This is a genomic window from Methanospirillum stamsii (genome assembly GCF_003173335.1).
Taxonomy (GTDB): domain Archaea; phylum Halobacteriota; class Methanomicrobia; order Methanomicrobiales; family Methanospirillaceae; genus Methanospirillum; species Methanospirillum stamsii.
Genome location: NZ_QGMZ01000018.1, coordinates 233,597 through 251,811 on the forward strand (window position 1 = coordinate 233,597; position 18,215 = coordinate 251,811).

Annotated in this window: 18 protein-coding genes; 9 read left to right on the plus strand and 9 right to left on the minus strand. The window is 44.5% G+C overall.

Annotated elements, in window-relative coordinates:
* Positions 1 to 489, minus strand: a complete 489-nt coding sequence (locus tag DLD82_RS10210; protein ID WP_219968327.1) for a hypothetical protein — start codon at positions 487 to 489, stop codon at positions 1 to 3.
* 101 nt (positions 490 to 590) lie between these two features.
* On the opposite strand from DLD82_RS10210, the gene DLD82_RS10215 reads away from it, so the two are divergent.
* Positions 591 to 1,334, plus strand: coding sequence for a formate dehydrogenase accessory sulfurtransferase FdhD (locus DLD82_RS10215; protein WP_219968328.1), 744 nt, complete (start codon positions 591 to 593; stop codon positions 1,332 to 1,334).
* Here DLD82_RS10215 and DLD82_RS10220 read toward each other — a convergent pair whose 3' ends face one another.
* Both DLD82_RS10220 and DLD82_RS10225 read right to left on the minus strand, forming a co-directional pair.
* Positions 1,335 to 3,959, minus strand: a complete 2,625-nt coding sequence (locus DLD82_RS10220; protein ID WP_109941006.1) for an aminotransferase class V-fold PLP-dependent enzyme — start codon at positions 3,957 to 3,959, stop codon at positions 1,335 to 1,337. It lies immediately after the preceding gene.
* Positions 3,960 to 4,026: 67 nt separating this feature from the next.
* On the minus strand, positions 4,027 to 4,830 hold the full coding sequence (locus DLD82_RS10225) for an ion transporter (RefSeq protein WP_109941007.1): 804 nt from the start codon (positions 4,828 to 4,830) through the stop codon (positions 4,027 to 4,029).
* A gap of 176 nt (positions 4,831 to 5,006) precedes the next feature.
* Here DLD82_RS10225 and DLD82_RS10230 point away from each other — a divergent pair, with 176 nt between their 5' ends.
* The 6 genes from DLD82_RS10230 to wtpA all read left to right on the plus strand — a co-directional run bounded on the left by DLD82_RS10230 (position 5,007) and on the right by wtpA (position 11,020).
* On the plus strand, positions 5,007 to 7,103 hold the full coding sequence (locus tag DLD82_RS10230; RefSeq protein WP_109941008.1) for a molybdopterin-dependent oxidoreductase: 2,097 nt from the start codon (positions 5,007 to 5,009) through the stop codon (positions 7,101 to 7,103).
* 79 nt (positions 7,104 to 7,182) lie between these two features.
* The gene (locus DLD82_RS10235; protein ID WP_109941009.1) at positions 7,183 to 7,977 is read left to right on the plus strand and encodes an ABC transporter permease; all 795 of its coding nucleotides are present in this window, start codon (positions 7,183 to 7,185) and stop codon (positions 7,975 to 7,977) included.
* The gene (locus tag DLD82_RS10240) at positions 7,974 to 8,603 is read left to right on the plus strand and encodes an ATP-binding cassette domain-containing protein (protein ID WP_109941010.1); all 630 of its coding nucleotides are present in this window, start codon (positions 7,974 to 7,976) and stop codon (positions 8,601 to 8,603) included. The genes DLD82_RS10235 and DLD82_RS10240 overlap by 4 nt, the downstream gene beginning before the upstream one ends.
* Positions 8,604 to 8,628: 25 nt before the next feature.
* The gene (locus tag DLD82_RS10245; protein ID WP_109941078.1) at positions 8,629 to 9,480 is read left to right on the plus strand and encodes an argininosuccinate synthase; all 852 of its coding nucleotides are present in this window, start codon (positions 8,629 to 8,631) and stop codon (positions 9,478 to 9,480) included.
* Positions 9,480 to 10,043: a molybdopterin-dependent oxidoreductase gene (locus DLD82_RS10250; RefSeq protein WP_109941011.1), complete on the plus strand. Its 564-nt coding sequence runs from the start codon at positions 9,480 to 9,482 to the stop codon at positions 10,041 to 10,043. Before DLD82_RS10245 ends, DLD82_RS10250 begins: the two co-directional genes overlap by 1 nt.
* Entirely contained in the window at positions 10,013 to 11,020 is a 1,008-nt protein-coding gene (gene wtpA, locus DLD82_RS10255) for a tungstate ABC transporter substrate-binding protein WtpA (RefSeq protein WP_109941012.1), read from the plus strand. Before DLD82_RS10250 ends, wtpA begins: the two co-directional genes overlap by 31 nt.
* A gap of 45 nt (positions 11,021 to 11,065) precedes the next feature.
* Here the strand turns inward: wtpA and DLD82_RS10260 are convergent, their stop codons facing one another.
* Complete coding sequence (locus tag DLD82_RS10260) at positions 11,066 to 11,734, minus strand: molybdopterin-binding protein (RefSeq protein WP_109941013.1); 669 nt, start codon at positions 11,732 to 11,734, stop codon at positions 11,066 to 11,068.
* A 152-nt stretch (positions 11,735 to 11,886) separates the two neighbouring features.
* Between DLD82_RS10260 and thiM the strand changes: the two genes are divergently transcribed.
* Positions 11,887 to 12,681 carry a hydroxyethylthiazole kinase gene (thiM, locus tag DLD82_RS10265; protein ID WP_109941079.1) on the plus strand — a complete coding sequence of 265 codons (795 nt, stop codon included), beginning with the start codon at positions 11,887 to 11,889 and terminating at the stop codon, positions 12,679 to 12,681.
* A 71-nt stretch (positions 12,682 to 12,752) separates the two neighbouring features.
* Positions 12,753 to 14,141 carry an MFS transporter gene (locus tag DLD82_RS10270; protein ID WP_109941014.1) on the plus strand — a complete coding sequence of 463 codons (1,389 nt, stop codon included), beginning with the start codon at positions 12,753 to 12,755 and terminating at the stop codon, positions 14,139 to 14,141.
* Between the two features lie 87 nt (positions 14,142 to 14,228).
* On the opposite strand, the gene nifU is transcribed toward DLD82_RS10270, so the two are convergent.
* From nifU to DLD82_RS10295, 5 genes are all read right to left on the minus strand, one after another.
* Positions 14,229 to 14,657, minus strand: a complete 429-nt coding sequence (gene nifU, locus DLD82_RS10275; RefSeq protein WP_109941015.1) for a Fe-S cluster assembly scaffold protein NifU — start codon at positions 14,655 to 14,657, stop codon at positions 14,229 to 14,231.
* Between the two features lie 2 nt (positions 14,658 to 14,659).
* Positions 14,660 to 15,847 carry a cysteine desulfurase NifS gene (nifS, locus tag DLD82_RS10280; protein WP_109941016.1) on the minus strand — a complete coding sequence of 396 codons (1,188 nt, stop codon included), beginning with the start codon at positions 15,845 to 15,847 and terminating at the stop codon, positions 14,660 to 14,662.
* A 9-nt stretch (positions 15,848 to 15,856) separates the two neighbouring features.
* The gene (locus DLD82_RS10285; protein WP_109941017.1) at positions 15,857 to 16,801 is read right to left on the minus strand and encodes a TIGR00269 family protein; all 945 of its coding nucleotides are present in this window, start codon (positions 16,799 to 16,801) and stop codon (positions 15,857 to 15,859) included.
* Positions 16,791 to 16,985, minus strand: coding sequence for a ubiquitin family protein (locus DLD82_RS10290; protein WP_109941018.1), 195 nt, complete (start codon positions 16,983 to 16,985; stop codon positions 16,791 to 16,793). The genes DLD82_RS10285 and DLD82_RS10290 overlap by 11 nt, the downstream gene beginning before the upstream one ends.
* Positions 16,986 to 17,360: 375 nt before the next feature.
* On the minus strand, positions 17,361 to 18,119 hold the full coding sequence (locus DLD82_RS10295) for a 4Fe-4S binding protein (protein ID WP_109941019.1): 759 nt from the start codon (positions 18,117 to 18,119) through the stop codon (positions 17,361 to 17,363).
* Between the last annotated feature and the right edge of the window lie 96 nt (positions 18,120 to 18,215).

Sequence of the window (18,215 nt, forward strand, 5' to 3'; positions counted from 1 at the left end):
CTAAGAACATCCACAATCACTGATGGCTGAACCTGGTTTCGGATGTGTCACCTGAATATTTGTCTTTGCTTTCATTGTGCTGATTACTCCATTACTGCTCTCTTGATCATCCAGGATGAGCCCTATTTCAAGTGAATAAACACCAGGTTGAAGGGAAGGGATGGTAAATGGTATCGTATAGGTTCTTTCTTCCCCTTTTGCCGGAACCGGCCATTCAGCATTTGTGGTAATAAGAGTCCTCGGGCCGAGTGATCCGGTAAACTTTAATGATTCTGCCTGTCCGGGTTTGATATCCCGGTTAACTACAGTTATTATCGGGGAGATATTCATGCCCGGACTCACGATCGTACTATCAGATGGAAGGTTGATACTTGCAATATAAATCTCCGAATTATCTCCCGACACCGGAGAAATAATGGCGATGAATGTGATGCAGAGTGTCAGAAAAAATACTGGATTAAAATATCCTAGCGAACGAGAATGTGTCATATACTCAGATAGTAATTGTTTCGGTTTATATCCTGTCATTGAAATAAAATTCCTGCACATGCACTGACTTTTTATTCCTCTGATAGAATGATACTATGATAATGGATATCATCAGTCTTTCATCACCTGAAAAAACAGGCACGCCATCAGATCTTCAGAGGGAGCTCTATGATGAGGTTCCGACAGCAATTTTCATCAATGGAAAACATGTCTCTACTATCCTTTTAGCGCCCGGAAATCAGGAAGAATATTTCACAGGGTTCTTGTTCACCGAGCAATACATCTCAAAAATTGAAGAGATAGAGTCTATAAGACCTGAAAAAAACCGGATTAGTGTTCTTACAACAAACATCTTCACAAGTCCGGGTCCGAAAAAAACAATCCTCTCCGGGTGTGGAGGAGCAGTTTCATATGTTGACCCCGGAAAACTACCGGTGATTTCATCTGATTTTTCTGTCAGTGTAGAGGATCTGAAAACAGGAATATCCGGATTCAATGCGTTCAATCGTGCAAGTTCCAATAGCCCGTCAATTTCATCTCTCTTTTTGGGGCCGGAGGTTCTTTATCAGCGGTCTGATATCGGTGATGAACAGGTGACTGACCGGATAATCGGTGCTGCTCTTATGGGATCAATCAATTTTTCCACGACCTGGTGTATGAGTACAGTCATCATTACCTCTGAAATTGTGAGAAAATGCCTGATAGTTGGAATTCCCCTCATTCTTACAGCCAGCCACCTAACTAAACTGGCACAGGAGATTGGACAGAAAAACGGAATATGTATTGCCAGTCTCCAAAATGATTCCCTGGTGATATATGCTCATCCGGAACGAATAATCCGCTGATTATTTGGCAATAATCTCTTTTAAAGTTGCGATAAAGAGGTCAATGTCATCTATTGTTGTATAAATACCAAGGCTTACTCTTACGGTTCCGTTCGGAAGACCAAGAGCATACATTAAGGGATGACAACAATGGAGTCCAGACCTGACAAGGATGTCATGTTCATCAAGCTGCTGAGCCATTTCATGAGGGTGCATTCCTTCAACCGTGAATGATACAACACCTATACGGTTTTCTGGAAGAGGAGGCGCAAATACCGTTATTCTGTCCAGAGTTTTCAGGATGCTGATGAGATGGGTGGTAAGGGTTGATTCATGGTCATGGATCTTTTCCATGCCGATTTTCCGAAGATAATCAATTGCAATGCCAAGAGCTATTCCCCCGGAAATATTCGGGGTTCCTGCTTCATACTGCTCATAGCCCTCAAGCACGGTGATATCCTTTTCTGTAACCGATTCAACCATACCTCCCCCCATCATCATTGGTTTCAGGATTGGATCTCTCATCCAGAGAACACCGGTTCCGGTAGGCCCGAGCATTTTATGCCCGGAAAAACAGTAAAAGTCACATCCTATTTTTGCCACATCAACCGGAATATGAGGAGCTCCCTGTGCTCCGTCCACAAGGAGTAATGTCCCGCATTTTCTGCAAATGTCTGCTATCTCTTCTACTGGAAGAAGTGTTCCAAGTACATTTGATGCATGAGTAATTGCGACCAATTTTACCGGAGTTACGAGGGCATTCCTGAACGCTTCCATGTCCAGCATAAAGTCCGGAGTAATGCCAATTACTTCAACGATAACGCCCAGTTTTTCAAGAGCCTTCCAGGGAAGGAAGTTTGAATGATGTTCGAGTATCGTTGTAACAATCCTGTCACCCGGACTCCAGGAAAGACCATAGGCAACCATATTAATTGCTTCGGTGGTATTTTTAGTAAAAACTGTGATACCTGCTGTTCCCCCGATGAATTTCGAAACCTTCTCATGGGCATGCCAGTACCGCTGGGTTGCTATCCGGGTTAGCCGGTGAACTCCCCTCCCTACATTGGACCTGTACTGATGTTCGAATTCCACCAATGCCTGGACAACCGGTTCAGGTGAGCAACTAGTAGCGGCATTATCAAGGTAGATGACATCACCAAGAATCGGAAAATCGTGCTTAATATCCCTGAAAATATCCTGCTCTATTTGTAGAGGCTCTCTTGTAGGGATATTTTGAGCAGAAACCTGTTCTTGTTTCTTTTTTGTTCGCGTCCCCTTTGCAAGGGTAAAGTCATCATGTACCAGGACTCCCATATTCCTACATAATTCCCGCATCTTGGGAGGAAGAGCCCGCCATCGCCAGAGCCCCCAGTCGGTGTATGCATCAGGCATCTGTTTTTTCTCTGCCCATTTATCCAGGAAATCATCCCACCTATCAGTCATCTCCGGATGGGTTTTTTTAATTCCCTCGTATTCACTTTCCAGCATAGCCGGACAGAGGTAACAGCCTATCCGCTCAATTCCTCTTTCATAGAGGGGGTTCATCGGGATTTTTTTCCACCAGAGGTAGAGGAAGACTTCGAATGCTCTCCAACTTCTGATGGGTGAGATATTCAGTTGAAGGGGATTTGCCGGGTTCTGGCTGGTTTCATCAAGACCGGCCCGGTTCCAGGATTCATACCAGCGGTTCCCCTGAATAGTGACGCATGGTCCGACATCAGCAAGATATATCTTCAGGGGATGGAGTTTAAGCAGTTTACAACACCACCGGTTGTCTTTGCCCGGTGGACCTGCTTTCTCCGCTGCCTGAAAAAAATCACCGCCTTTCCGAATAATTTCAGCCCCCTGTTCCTCAATAAACCGGATAGTCTCGGGAAATTCAAGTCCGGTATCGATAAAAAAGGATTTTGTAACTCCTGCTTTTTTTGCCAGATGAAGTATTGCAGTACTGTCTTTTCCCCCTGAAAACGATACATTTGCAGTCGGCCGGTCATTGATATGACTCTTTATGGTCCGGATTGCATTTCTTTCAAGGTTTTTCAGATGATACTGATTCTGTGCAATCACGGCCTCCCAGTCAGGGTCAGGATATGTCCGGGGAGTTACCTGAAGGAGTTCTTTAACCCGGATATATCCTTCTTTTACAACTCCGGTCCCATATTTTCCATTTGCGGTGATAATTACCGTTCCGTCAGAGAGAGGCTCTGATAATTTGAATCTCTTCCCGCCTATCCTCCCCTTTTCGGATTTCAGGTCAACTATTCTGGTAAGATCTACAATCCCTCTCTTGATGTGGGTCAGGAGAAAAGGGAGGGCTTCGGGAGTGATATCCAGGGAAAATTTTCTGGTAACCGGATCAAAGGTAAGCCATCCAAACCTTTCTCCGTTTATAATGACCAGTTCTGCCCGGTCATATCCTCCGGTTTTATTGAGGAGGATGACTTTTGGAAGAGGGATCTCTCCAAACTGTGATGCAATTAATTCGTAGATGAGATTCCGGTCTGCAGAAAGAGCTGGCCGGAGGTCGTATGGCTGAAGAAGAGGGATGGTTTTTCCCTCTCCCCCGCAACTACAACTCCGTGCGATGAGTGGAATATTGCAGTGTTCACACCAATAAAGAGTTTTTTTCACAGCCGGCTCGTGCATTTCACTGAATAATAGGGGTTGTGGGGTAAAAAGGTACAGGCAGATGAAAAACGGTGATGGTTTTTTTTTATTTTCTGGTATTTTGCGTTAGGTATTGTTCAATCTGTTGTAAACGCAACGTGATATCAGAATATCCTGCTTCCTGTCTCTCAATGGTTGCCTTGAGCAGATCAAGTTTTTCTAATATCTCTCGATCAGCCTGAACAATTGGTTCCTCTTCTTTTTTCGATGAAAGAAGTTTATTTGCAATGTATCCGGCAAATGTGGCAAATATCCCTACGCCGGTTGTCATAACCAGGATCCCAATGGCTTTTCCTGCATTGGTCACCGGGTAATGATCCCCATATCCTACGGTTGTAATTGTTACATAGACCCACCAGATGGCATCAGTTGCATTGATAATATTCGCATCTTCTGCTCCTCTTTCAGCCAGGAGAATGAAAAACGATCCAAATTCAATAATGAGAAACACCATCAGAACAAGGATGTAAATGGCTGTTTCAGCACGGTTTTCTAAAAGATGTCGTCTGATATTATGTAATCCAAGGTTGTGTATAATCCGGTATGCTTTAAAAATCCTGAAAAGCCTCAAAAATCTCATAACCGGAACACATGCAAGAAGATCTGCCCAACCCCAGTTCTGAATAAAATACTGTTTCTTTGACCTTGCCGTAATAATCCGGAAAATAAAATCCAATAGGAAAATTGCGGTAAGTCCGGTATTCATGATGAGAATGAGAGAGTGGGTATCTTCATCAAGTCCTGGAATCCAGAGTATTCCCAGGTTAAAAATGGAGATGATGGATACAATTGCGATGAAAATTTCATATCCAGGATCTTTCATTTCGGTTGAAAAAGTATGATTGACCATAGACTATGGTATGATTTCTTCTCCATGACTAATAGGTTAATACAGGTATGACAGGTATTCCTGAAATCAGGTGATATATCATTTGATTTATGAAATCAAATCGGAAATTTCTTTTTTAGAACTAGTGATCTTATTTCTGCATCTTTTTGGATTAGATGCCACGATCGGTGAATTGGATGAAAGTAGGAATAAATAAAAATCAGGTTTACCTGGGCTTTGTCCTGGTAATCCTCCTTCTGATGGTTGGACCTGTTATGGGGTCTGGTGAAATTCTATTTGAAGGTCCGTTGTCATTGTCTGATAATACTGTTGAAATTTCATCATATGTTTCGGATGAATCATATGAAATCCCTGCCAACACCCCTCTTGGAGCTTTGGCAACAGTAGTTGATCTTCCATTGAAGATCACGGACAAATCCTTTGAAAAAAACGGAATATTGATGCTTGATGCAATCGGCTCTTTTGAATATGACAAAGCCCAGGGAAAAACCTGGGTTTGTGTTGTAAATGGAGCAACCCTTGATGATTACGGGAGTCCGGAAACAGACGGACTGAATATTAAAGTTCTTTCTCCAGGTGATGAGGTTTCATTTTTCTATGGGGAGAAACCCGTAAGTGCCGATAATGCAGAAGCTTCAGTATTATTCAGCGATGAGAATTCTGGTTTGGTTCAAGATCTACCGGATAATCAGGATCAAGGTTTAGTATCTGCCGGAGATCAAATTGAGGAAGGAAATTCTTTGCAGATTGATGCAGATGAATGGTCTATCAGCCTTACCGGAGCCATTTCTGATGAAATCAACCAGACCTTCTTTGAAGAATCAGCATCCTGCCATAAAGGCTCCTTTACTGATGAAGACGGGAATGAGTACACCGGGATTCCCCTCTGGAGACTGCTTGGATGGGTAGATGATGAAGTGTCTCATGGCTCTGAAGGATTTAATGATGCTGCTTTCGAATCCGGGTATGTGGTCGTTGTAAAAGCCGGAGACGGATATTCGAGAGAATTTTCAACGAAGGATCTTACAACTTCTGATGAAATTATCATCGCCAACAATATGAATGGAGAACCTCTCGCAGCAGATGGAGAAAAACCTTCATATCCATTGAAACTTGTCGGGCCTACCATCACCGGTGGTAATTCTGTTGGTAATATTGTCGAAATAGAATTAATCGGATTGCCCGTTTTCTCTGAAAAATCCGGTTCAGATAGTACCGAGCAATCTGAACAAAAAGAAATTCCACAGATACATATCGTGAAGTACGAAACGGATGGAAAAACCATCATCAACGAGACAACGGTTGATTATCAATGGATGGAGGATAATCTAGAAGTTATTGGTGATGGAAAAACCACCTATAAATATGAAGGGATTACGAATAATCCTGAAGATCTTTGGAATAGTAACCAGTCATTTTCGAATGGTTTCAAGATTGAATCCGCAGTAAAAGGAACTCTCCTTCGCGACCTGGTAAACCTAGTTGGTGGGATGGAACCGGGAACATTGGTAAAACTGGTTGCTTCGGATGGGTATGAAACAAAACTAGGGTATCCCTCTGTATATCCCAATCCTGCTGCACTTGACCTTGCCGGAGATCCATTTCTGGCCTTCGCAAAAGGTGACAAGGTAGTCCCTGACTTTAAAGAAGGGTACCAGTTATTCTTCACCGGTGGAGATGACCAGGTCTTTTCAAACTGGGATATGCATGAGACCATGGACTCTAACCACTGGCACTATTACTGGGAAAGCGGAGTCCAGTACCCTTCAGCTGGTGGCCTTGCAGCAAAATATATTGAGACTATTGAGGTTTATTCAGAGCCGGAATCGGAATGGGGACTTATTCTTGATGGGACACAGATCGGTGGGGTGAAAACTGATATTTCCAGTGGCTATTTCGATTCAGCTCTCGTCTGCCAGTTTGGCTCTAACCATGTGGCAACATATACCGATTCTGATGGAAAAACCTGGAAAGGTATGCCTCTCTGGTTCCTCTGTGGATTTGTAGATGATGCCGATCAACATTCGAATAATGCATACAATGAGTCTCTTGCAGATAGCGGATATCAGATTGTCATTACCGGAACAGATGGTACATCAATCACCCTTGAGAGTGCTGATGTGAAACGTTCCGGCGATTATATCCTCGCCTCTATCCGGGACGATATACTGATTCCAAAGGACGATGCATCCTGGCCACTCGTTCTCACCGGATCTGGTGTCTCTGATCCGGTTATGGCTGTAGAGAAGATAGAACTCAAATCCCTGCAATAAATGGGTGATGTCTGATTTCGCATACGAATCAGTATCTGACGGGGAAGTGAAATGAAAAATTCAAATCCTCTGTTTTTTTATGAATCGTCCTGATCTTTTTACTTCAGTTTGTATTTTTGCCGGATCTCTTCCGGTTTTGCTCATCATTCTTGGTCTTCTGGTACTGACCGGGCTTCAGGTTGCAGATCCGGAAACATTTATTGATGCGATTTTGGATCCTTCTGTTATTGATTCGATTCTCCTGACCTTTACCGCTGCTGCCTGTTCTACTCTGATATTATTCGCAATTGGTACCCCCCTGGCCTATCTCCTTTCAAGACAGAAGTTTCCTTTAAAATCCGTGGTAGAAGGCCTGATTGATCTTCCTCTTGTCATTCCACATACCGTTGCAGGCATTATTGTGTATCTCCTGTGTATGAGACAGGGACTTTTAGGTCTGCCAGGATCGCTGGTTGGTATCAGGTTTGAGGAGACTATTGCAGGCATAATTATTGCAATGCTCTTTGTTTCAGTCCCGTATTACGTTAATACCGTCCGCGAGGGATTCAGTCGGGTTCCGGTCAGACTGGAACAGGTAGCACGCTCACTTGGGGCAACACCTGGGAGAGCGTTTGTTCAGATTTCACTTCCGCTGACCACTCGTCACATTCTTACCGGAGGGCTCATGGCCTGGGGGAGGGGAGTCAGTGAGTTTGCTGCAGTTGTGATGATTGCTTATCACCCGATGATTATTTCAACTCTGATTTATCAGCGGTTTAATACCGGAGGACTCTATGCTGCAACGGCGGTTGCATTTGTCATGGTAGTCTTTTCTCTCCTTCTTTTTGTGTTTATCCGGATATTGGGCGGACGACTGCTATCGGAGGTCAGATGATAAGAATAAGAGACCTTCTGGTCAGGGTCGGTAGTTTTGAACTACCAGTGAAAAACCTGGATGTTTCAGATAATGATTGGGTAGTGATAACCGGTCGATCAGGTTCTGGAAAAACAGTATTCCTTGAAACAATTGCCGGGTTTTTTAAACCAGAATCCGGATCAATCATTCTGGATGGGGCTGATATAACTTCTCTTCCTCCGGAAAAAAGAGGAATTTCTATTGTATTCCAGGATTATTCCCTCTTCCCTCATATGACTGCCCGGGAAAATATCGGATATGGTCTTAAGCTCAGGAATAATCCTGAAATTCATAGTATTGTTTCAGATTATGCCCGAATGCTGGGGATTGACTCTCTGCTTGATCGTTCTCCGGCACAACTTTCAGGCGGGGAAAAACAACGGGTTGCTATTGCACGGGCACTTGTGGTAAACCCGAAGCTGTTATTGCTTGATGAGCCTGCCAGCGCCCTTGATCATGAGACCCGGAGATCACTTTGGAATGATTTGTGTTCTCTCCATGATCGGGGGGATCTGACCATAATTCATGTAACCCATGACCGGAATGAAGCAGAAGTACTGGGCAATCGCAGAATCATAATTGATGGTGGAAAATTTGTGGAATAAAAAATCTCTAAATTTAGGTGTCGATATGAGTTTTAAGACAAAAAAGCGGGGAAAAAGCCCTTTCCGGATTCATGAAGTCTCATTTCTTGTGATGACATTTTTCCTGCTACTGAATCTGGTTTCTCCTGCCTTTGGGGCCCCTACAACATCTCTGACCATACAGGTAATTGAAAATAACACTACTGCTTTTGAACGAGTGCTTGATTATCAGTGGATGGAACAGAATCTTCCCGTGATTGGTGACGGAACAACACATTATTATCATCAGGGCCCGGTTTTCAAGGGAGACCCCTGGGATCCCAATGAGACAGTGAATCTTCGTGATATGGGAGCGATAAAAGGAACGGCAGTGGTGGATATCTGCAATCTTGCCGGTGGACTTGCAACAGGAGATGAAGTGATGATTAAGGCATCAGACGGATACCATATTCAGTTCACTCCTGATTTTCTCATATCTCCACCTGATCTTGCCGGTCCGCTGACAATTGCCTGGTATAACGGAGCAGAAAGTGGGGCTGGAGAACGTCAGGGGACGGGTTATGTTCCTGAATACTTCACTGGTATGCGTCTTATGATATGTGCATCAGAAAACCCAAAAACCGGAAAACACGTATTTGGTAATACTGATATGAATATTACGCTTCCTGCAAAAGCCCAGTATTTTTATTCTGGTCTTTATCCTTCAACAAGCGGATTGTCATCAAAATGGGTTGATGAGGTGCGTATTTACCGTGGTGGATATACCGGAGATCCAAGTGCCCCGATAAAAAGTATTCCGGAACCAACAAAGACACCTGCATCGGGTTTATCAGTTTTTTCACTCCTTGTTTCAGGTTTAGTCGGAATAACTGCTTTTTATATGAGCCGGAGGGTTTAATGAATCAGAAGACAGGATGGCTGGCAGTCTCTCTTATTGTGCTTTCTCTTTTTATGTCTGGATGCATTACAGACGATACCGATGAGAATACCGGAGATGAAAACTGGAATCTTACTCTTGAATGGGATGGAAATACTCAACACATGAGTCTCTCTGATATCCGAAAAATGCCTTCCTATACCGGGCATGCCTACCTTGTCTCAACTACAGGAATACGGTATGGCCCTTATATCGGGACTGGAGCTTTATTGTCTGATATCATCGGGCCCATGGGCGAATTGAATGAAACCAGTCGTCTGTATCTGTATGGTTCGGATGAGTATCTCTGGGTGCTAGATAATATTCAGTTAAAAGGAGAAGGATACATCACCTTTGATGAAAATCTAAGTGAAACAGAGAATCAGATTATTACTCCGGTCTTGATGTACGAACTTGATGGGAAACCTCTTTCTGAAGAAGATGGAGGGCCGGTCAGGTTTGCTCTCCTCTCAGAAAACCCTGGAGTAATAACAGAAGGAAGCGGGTGGGTGAAATGGGTTTCAAAGCTGGAGTTACATCGTTAGGAAGTATACTCTGCATCTGTCTCATCATTTTTCTATTTTTTTCCGGATGCACCGATGAGAGAGAAGAAAAAACTCAGGTTCGGGTATTAGCAGCCGGAAGTCTCCTTCTCCCTTTCGAGCAGATTGAAAAACGATTTGAAGAGAAATATCCGGAAACTGATGTTCTTGTGGAGGGTCATGGAAGCATCCAGTGTATCAGGCAGGTTACTGATCTCAACCGGCAGTTTGACATAGTCGCAGTTGCGGATGACTCCCTGATCCCCATACTGATGTACAGACCAATGCCAAAGTCGGAAAAAAACTGGACCGATTCTCATGAATTGTTTGGCCGGACAGAAATGGTCCTGGCATACACGAACAAGAGTGCGTATGCCGGTGAAATAAGTACTGAAAACTGGTATGAAATTCTGATGAAACCTGATGTCAGGTTCGGTTGTGCAAACCCGGTTCTTGATGCTTCAGGTTACCGGGCAATTATGGTTCTTGCACTTGCTGACCGGTTTTATAACCGGACTGATATACTGGACACCATCTACACCGGACAATTTTCACCCGGTATTCCTGTCCGAATGGATGAATTGGTAACACAGATTCTTTTGCCGGATGTAATGAAACCCTCCTCGCGGAAAGTCACTATCCGGGACGGCAGTATCTTTCTGTTATCACTCCTTCAAACCGGTGGGATAGATTATGCTCTTGAGTACCGGTGTGTAGCGGAGGGGGAGAATCTTAAATATATCAGTCTTCCTGATGCTATCAACCTTGGGAACACCTCATATGCTGATAATTACAAATCTGCAGTTGTAGATTTAAATTTTAAAAGGTTTTCAACAATTGATCTGACCCGTATTGGTGCTCCTATTGTATATGCTGTCTGTATCCCGGCATTAGCAGAGCATCCGGAAGAAGCGAGGGTATTTATTGCCGAACTGACTGGTGATAATAGTGATGTCTTGGGAATGCCTTATCCAATTTAGGGATAACCCTTCACATTTTTGAAAAATGAAAACGAGAGTTGTATTCTACTCTGACAACTGCACGTGTATTTCTACTACTTTTGCAACAGACAGTCCCTTGGCAGAGGGATATGCAGTATTATCGGCGGTATTCATGAAAAAGTGCCAGTATTCTTCAGGCAGAGTATTTTTCATGTCCGTGTTACTATAAAGACCGTCAGGGGCGTTAAAGTAGATGCGATATCCACTCTCCTCCGGAAGCAGTCCTTCATCTGCATTCCAGTATGCCAGTATTACTTCTCCCTGATCATCTGGAACCGAGAATACATTTTCTACCGGTAGTTTCTTTGAAAACCCATCATCAGCAACAAAGGTAATGTTTTCAATATCTTCTGAAATCCCTGCATACTCGAGAATCTCACGTACCGGAACTCCGATAACGCGTGTTTTTAAATTGTCAACATTGAGTGTTGCGTCCTCATCCCAGAGATTATCCGGTTTGAAGGTAGGCCCCTGGAATGAGAGTTCTACGCCTCCCGGATCTCCAACGGAAGTCATGGTACTATTAATCTCTTCAAATGAAATTTCAGTCTCACTGACTATTTCTTTTCCGTCGAACGAGTAAGTGATTACTACGATACCCTGCTCTGAAGCTCCGGCTGTTGATACAATGACTATACAGAATATGGTTAAAATGGCGCATAAAGCGATGAAATGGATTTTTGGGTGATTCATTCTTTCATTTCTTCCTGCATCACTATTGAAAATGCATATGAGTTTAGGTGATTGATCCGAATATGTTTATATCATTGGACTTCTTCAGGGAATATTCAAGGACCAGTGCCGAATGGTTTTTTAACATTTTCGTGAGAAGAGATGAGGATACTATGGAAATGCTTGGAAAATTCATCAGTTCTGTAAGGGAAAAAACCCCACTCGTTCATCATATTACAAATTACGTCACGGTAAACGATTGTGCAAATATCACTCTCTGCATCGGTGCTTCTCCGGTTATGGCCCATGCTGAGGAAGAGGTTGAAGAGATGGTATCTATGGCCGGAGCCCTTGTCCTGAACATCGGGACTCTTGACAGCCAGCAGATAACCCGGATGTTTCTTGCCGGAAAAGCTGCCGGAAAACTGGGTCTCCCTATCATCCTGGATCCGGTCGGTGCGGGTGCTACAAGTTTTCGGACCAAAACCGCCCAGCGAATGATACAGGAGTTACCAATTTCGGTACTTAAGGGAAATGCCGGAGAAATCGGAACCCTTGCCGGAATACAGGCAGAGGTCCGGGGAGTTGACTCAGGCGGAATGTCCGGGGATCCGGTGGAAATTACCCGGATACTTGCGGAAAGGCTTGGCAGCACCGTTGTAATGAGCGGGGTTATCGATGTTGTCAGCGATGGGAACTGTATTATGCAGTGTGAAAATGGTCATCCTTTCATGGGTCGGTTATCCGGAACCGGATGTATGGCGGCATCTATTATCGGGGCATGTGCTGCAGTCTTTTCTGATTATCTCCGGTCATCAGCCGCCGGAATCACTGCATTTGGAATCGCCGGAGAACGGGCTGCTGCTGATGCTGCTGGTCCGGGTTCCTTTAAATATCGCCTGTTTGATCATATGGCGACAGTTACCGGAGATGATGTCAACCAATACGGAAGGGTCCGTGTTCTGTAAAACCACAAGGCAAAAACTCCGGGATAATTTCACAACCTTCATAGCATGCCGGGTGATATTTACATCCCTTCATGAAGCGGCCGGATATCCCTCTGTATACTTTAATCATCGCACTTTTTTGTGGTTTTCTTACTCCCTTTGATATTTCAGCGGTTAATATTGCCCTGCCTTCCATCGCCGATGAATTTTCTCTTGATGCGGTGTCACTGAGCTGGCTGAATAGTATCTACCTGCTGGCCTCTGCAGCATTTCTGGTTCCTTTTGGAAAAATTGGTGACATATTTGGGAGAAAAAAGGTTCTTCACATCGGAATTACTGTTTTTACCATTGCATCCGGACTTATGATCCTCTCGGTTTCTTCAGAGATGCTCCTCTCCTCACGGTTATTACAGGGAATCGGTGCAGCCATGATCTACGGAACCGCAGTTGCCATCCTGACCTCGGTTACGAATCCCATGAAACGAGGGAAAGTGCTTGGAATCTACACAACATCCGTCTATCTTGGGCTTTCAGCCGGACCATTTCTTGGAGGTATCCTGGTATCGGAGTTTGGATGGCGTAGCATCTTTCTTATCAATATTCCCATAGGTCTTTGTATCATTGCCATGATATCGCTGTTTCTCCGGGGAGAATGGGCAGATGCAGCCGGAGAACGGTTTGACCTGAAAGGAGCCCTCCTTTATGGTATCAGTCTGACCGCAATTATGATCGGATTTTCCGAGCTTCCAAAGATCCATGGATATGCCTCACTGGCCCTTGGTTTCATTATAATGGGATTATTCATTTTCCATGACCATCGGGAAGAATATCCCTTGATTCATTTTTCGTTATTCAGTAAGAACCGGGTCTTTGCCTGTTCCAATCTAGCCGCACTCATCAACTATGGTTCTACCTTTGCGATTACGTTCTTTTTAAGTCTCTATCTTCAGTATATCCGGGGATTTGGATCATTAGAGGCTGGGTTCATCCTGGTCGCACAACCGGTGGTGCAGGCTGCTTTTTCATCATATGCTGGAAGCTTGTCAGACCGGATTGAGCCTGGAAAAATATCCTCTGCAGGAATGGCGGTAATAGCGGTCGGTCTGATAGCACTCAGTTTTCTCTCCCCGGAAACTTCCATGATTGTTTTGATGGTAATTCTCGCTGTTATTGGCCTTGGTTATGCTCTCTTCTCGTCTCCGAATACTAATGCCATCATGAGTTCGGTAGAAAAAAGGTATTACGGGATTGCATCCGGAACTCTTGGAACGATGCGGCTTTTGGGCCAGATGTTCTCGATGGGAATAGCGATGATGATAATCGCCGTTGTCGTTGGAAAAGTAGAGATTACTCCGGAGGTATCCGGACAACTTATGAGTGCTATGAGTATCGGGTTTCAGTTATTCTCCGTGCTCTGTATTCTGGGGATATTCTTCTCCATGGTCCGGGGAAATCTTCGGGATCAGAATATTGGTGACTGATGTCACCGTTAATTTGTCAGGGACACCCGACAACTTTACCCTTGCAATTACTGACTTTCCAGGATGAAAAGTGGTATCAAAAATTGGTTATTCGCCGGATTCATCATCATGACCGTGGGCGTGCCCGGCCTTTTCTTCCCAGGGTGAAAGTCCTTGTTTTATCCGGTAATCATTGATTGCCTGGTGAATCCCGTCTTCTGCAAGCACCGAGCAGTGCACCTTAACTGGTGGTAGTCCTTCAAGAGCCTCAACAACAGCCTTATTGGACATCTCCCAGGCTTCTTCCAGGGTCTTTCCCTTGATAAGTTCGGTTGCCATACTGCTTGATGCAATGGCAGCACCACACCCGAAAGTCTGAAACTTCACATCGGTGATGATATTGTCTTTTACCTTGATGAAAATCCGCATGATATCCCCGCATGACGGGTTTCCAACCTCCCCAACACCATCGGCATCTGGGATTTCTCCCTGGTTGCGGGGGTTCATAAAATGGTCCATTACTTTTTCACTATACATGGTTATGACCTCTTTTTCAGGTAATCAGCATACAGGGGTGATATGGAACGGAGTTTCTCTACTGCTTTTTTAATTTCTTCACTAACATAGTTGATATCATCTTCTGTGTTCTCAATGCCAAGAGTAAGCCTGAGTGACCCATGTGCAATCTCAATCGGGACACCGATTGCCATGAGAACGTGGGATGGTTCAAGTGACCCGGACGAACAGGCACTCCCGGTTGAAGCAGCGATTCCTGCATGGTCTAGAAGAAGAAGCAGGGATTCACCCTCGATAAACTCAAAACATATATTGATGTTTCCCGGAAGTCTCTCTGTTTTATGGCCGTTCAATCTGCAATTCGGGATTTCCGTGAGAATCCGCTCAAGCAATCGGTTCCGTAAGTCCCGTATCCTGCTTGTTTTTAAATCCTGGTCCCGGACTGCCTTTTCTATTGCAGCACCAAGTCCGACAATACCCGGAACATTCTCTGTCCCTGCCCGTTTTCTCTTTTCCTGTGCTCCACCGTGCAGAAAGCTGTCAATCCTGATTCCTTTCCTGATATACAGGGCGCCAGTTCCTTTCGGGCCATAGAACTTGTGTCCGGAAAGAGAGAGCAGGTCAATGTTCATGGTAGCAACATTGATGGGAACATTACCTATTGCCTGGACTGCATCGGTGTGGAAAAGTATGCCTTGCTCCCTGCATAATTTCCCGATTTCCGAAACCGGTTCTATTGTTCCGATCTCATTGTTCGCAAACATCACGGATACCAGGATGGTCCTGTCTGTTATTGCTGCTTTCAGATCCTCCATCCTGACCTGACCATATTCATCAACCGGGAGGTAGGTGATATCAAATCCCTGTTTTTTAAGGTATTCACAGGTGTGCAGAATTGCGTGATGTTCTATCGCCGTGGTAATGATATGGTTTCCTTTTCCCTTGTGTGAAAATGCAGTGCCGATGAGAGCCCAGTTATCTGATTCAGTCCCTCCCGATGTAAAAAAAATCTCATCCGGTTTTGCACCGATGGCTGTTGCAACCTTTGCTCTTGCCTCATCAATTGCTACTCTTGAAATTCCAGCCAACCGGTATATTGATGATGGATTTCCATAGGATTGGGAATACCATGGGAGCATGGCCTGCACCACTTCAGGATCCGTGGCTGTTGTAGCACTATGATCCATGTATACAGTCTTTTCACTGGCCATTGTCTGTCCCTATCTGGTTTGTTCCCTTACCTGATGAGGATCGTTATCTAATGATGGCCTCCGGAGCACCATGCAGACCTGGCAAATTTTTCCTGACCCCGGCCATCCACAACCGGTACATGTCTGGTATGGCTCCCGCCTGAAAGTTCCACCCAGTTTTTCCCGGAGTTCTTCTTCGCAAAGAGCTGCATTTCTCATCGCCCCCGGATGCTCCCGCTCATACCGGTAAAGCAGGGTTCTTACCTCTCCCCGGAGTGATGTTATGGCATAGGGGCATTCCGGAAGATCCCGGAAAAAACCGGTAAGCATGGCATAAAGGGTTACTTCACGTTCACTGACGCGTGCAAATGGTTTTATCCTCCGTGCATACCATGTCGAAGGCCCGTATCCGGCAAAGACTTTCTTCACATCTCCAGTGATTGCATTCATAAGAGCTGTCTGTGCATGATCATCCTGGTTGTGGCCGGTTGCGATAACCCGGATACCTTGTTCACGTGCCAGGATTTCAAGTGCCCGACGCCTGAGTATTCCGCAGATTGTGCAGGCATTCCGGTCAGATTCAGAGACGAGCGTATCCAGTGATGAGCCAAAAATATCCGAAAATGAGATGATATGGTGCTTGACTCCCAGTTTGCTGCATGTATCTTCTGCAGCCCTGATGGTATCCTGCCGGTATCCCTCAATTCCTTCATCCACAGTCAGGGCAATGAACCGGCAGGGAATGTCCGCTTTGATCCTCGAGAAGACGGTGAGTAATGCAGTGCTGTCTTTGCCACCACTGAAAGCTATCCCGATAGTCTCCGGAAGGTCACTGATGGTGTTAAGGTACCTCATGACCTCTTCTTCGACAGATTGGATGAGATGATCTTTACAGAGGTGGGTCTTCTTTTCCCGGTCAAGGAATACTGCCGGGTTGTTACATTGGGAACAGAGGATCTTTTTGTTATCCGCCATGTGATACCTGGATAATTCTTATGGTATCTTCTTCCTCCGGGATGGTATCTTCCGGGATTATCTCATCGCCTCTTGATACCAGGACGGTGAGTGGGGAAATTCCCCTGGTTACCAATAGTGCCTCAATGGAATTTCCATTCACATCAAGAGTTATTTCAGATTTATCCGGAAGGATCAGGATCATTGGTATAAGTTTGGCATTAATTCGACATAGGTTTGATGATAACTGAATTTGAATAAAAAAAGATTTTCACTTCTTGCATAAACCATCATGTAGTTTATTAAATGGTAAAATCCGATAAAACAGAATTTCTCTCTACACCTGTAAGGCCGAAAAAAAGGTAAAAAAAGTGAGAGATTAGTATGTGTGTTACTCATCAGGAGCTGGATGGGTTTATCATAAAGTGCCTTATGAAAAATGGCTGTTTAGATCTCTCAATAATCACCGATAGCAAGGTGGAATGGTGATTGTAGCGGTTACAATTCCTAAAAGCCGGATGTCAAAATTCAGGGGAACCCCTGAAAAAACTCTATAAAAAAGTGATTTATCGTATTTTTATTATTTCTTTCCTGCGAAAGAATACCGGATAACCCCTTCCGGGCAGATATCTGAACAACTGGCACAGAGAATACAATCCGGGTTTTCCATCTTATTTTGCCTGACCATTCCATGTACATCAAGCCCCATAGGACATTCTTGTACACATTTTTTGCAGTCAATACAGAGATCTGCTTCGGCATCAAGCTGAATGGCAGACCACCCAATCATGTTTCTGATTGCACGGCCGGCTACCATAATCCCCGCAATAGGGCAGACAACATGACATACCCCACGCTTTCCAGTGATGAACGCAATTACGAATATGAAAAAGAAGATCATCCCTACCATCATCAGGACTTCCATTGAAGATATGGAGATCCCGTTTACCGTACCAAAGAACGGATCAATACCTTTGATTCCTCCGGCACTCATAAATGCATTTGCAATTGCTGCGAGCCAGAGCACGGAAATGACATATTTGATATAATTACGCCATCCTTCCTTTACCGTTCTCTTCATAACCGGTGAACAAAGTTCCTGCCAGGCTCCCATGGGGCAGAGCCATCCGCACCATAAACGGCCGAGAAACAGGGACAGAATGAATAACAGGACAAAGAGAATCATACTTCCTGATACTATGCCTTCGGAGGCCCCCATCATGATCACCACGGGCGAGACATAAAATATCGTCACCGGAATGAGAAGAAAAGTCAGGATAAGAATTGCTTTCCGAATCTTCTGTCTTGATGACTGGGCTGACTGGTTTTTCTCTACCATACCTGAATATATTAGGGCGGTTTACTTTTTGAAATCGTCTGTGAACCAGGGGTGATATGGTTTCTTAACTCCGGTAAACCTGCCAGGCAAAAAAAA

Coding starts and splice junctions, on each gene's coding strand:
- DLD82_RS10210 (WP_219968327.1), bottom strand. CDS start 489: ATGACACATTCTCGTTCGCTAGGATATTTTAATCCAGTATTTTTTCTG.
- DLD82_RS10215 (WP_219968328.1), top strand. CDS start 591: ATGGATATCATCAGTCTTTCATCACCTGAAAAAACAGGCACGCCATCA.
- DLD82_RS10220 (WP_109941006.1), bottom strand. CDS start 3,959: ATGCACGAGCCGGCTGTGAAAAAAACTCTTTATTGGTGTGAACACTGC.
- DLD82_RS10225 (WP_109941007.1), bottom strand. CDS start 4,830: ATGGTCAATCATACTTTTTCAACCGAAATGAAAGATCCTGGATATGAA.
- DLD82_RS10230 (WP_109941008.1), top strand. CDS start 5,007: ATGAAAGTAGGAATAAATAAAAATCAGGTTTACCTGGGCTTTGTCCTG.
- DLD82_RS10235 (WP_109941009.1), top strand. CDS start 7,183: ATGAATCGTCCTGATCTTTTTACTTCAGTTTGTATTTTTGCCGGATCT.
- DLD82_RS10240 (WP_109941010.1), top strand. CDS start 7,974: ATGATAAGAATAAGAGACCTTCTGGTCAGGGTCGGTAGTTTTGAACTA.
- DLD82_RS10245 (WP_109941078.1), top strand. CDS start 8,629: ATGAGTTTTAAGACAAAAAAGCGGGGAAAAAGCCCTTTCCGGATTCAT.
- DLD82_RS10250 (WP_109941011.1), top strand. CDS start 9,480: ATGAATCAGAAGACAGGATGGCTGGCAGTCTCTCTTATTGTGCTTTCT.
- wtpA (WP_109941012.1), top strand. CDS start 10,013: ATGGGTTTCAAAGCTGGAGTTACATCGTTAGGAAGTATACTCTGCATC.
- DLD82_RS10260 (WP_109941013.1), bottom strand. CDS start 11,734: ATGAATCACCCAAAAATCCATTTCATCGCTTTATGCGCCATTTTAACC.
- thiM (WP_109941079.1), top strand. CDS start 11,887: ATGGAAATGCTTGGAAAATTCATCAGTTCTGTAAGGGAAAAAACCCCA.
- DLD82_RS10270 (WP_109941014.1), top strand. CDS start 12,753: ATGAAGCGGCCGGATATCCCTCTGTATACTTTAATCATCGCACTTTTT.
- nifU (WP_109941015.1), bottom strand. CDS start 14,657: ATGTATAGTGAAAAAGTAATGGACCATTTTATGAACCCCCGCAACCAG.
- nifS (WP_109941016.1), bottom strand. CDS start 15,847: ATGGCCAGTGAAAAGACTGTATACATGGATCATAGTGCTACAACAGCC.
- DLD82_RS10285 (WP_109941017.1), bottom strand. CDS start 16,801: ATGGCGGATAACAAAAAGATCCTCTGTTCCCAATGTAACAACCCGGCA.
- DLD82_RS10290 (WP_109941018.1), bottom strand. CDS start 16,985: ATGATCCTGATCCTTCCGGATAAATCTGAAATAACTCTTGATGTGAAT.
- DLD82_RS10295 (WP_109941019.1), bottom strand. CDS start 18,119: ATGGTAGAGAAAAACCAGTCAGCCCAGTCATCAAGACAGAAGATTCGG.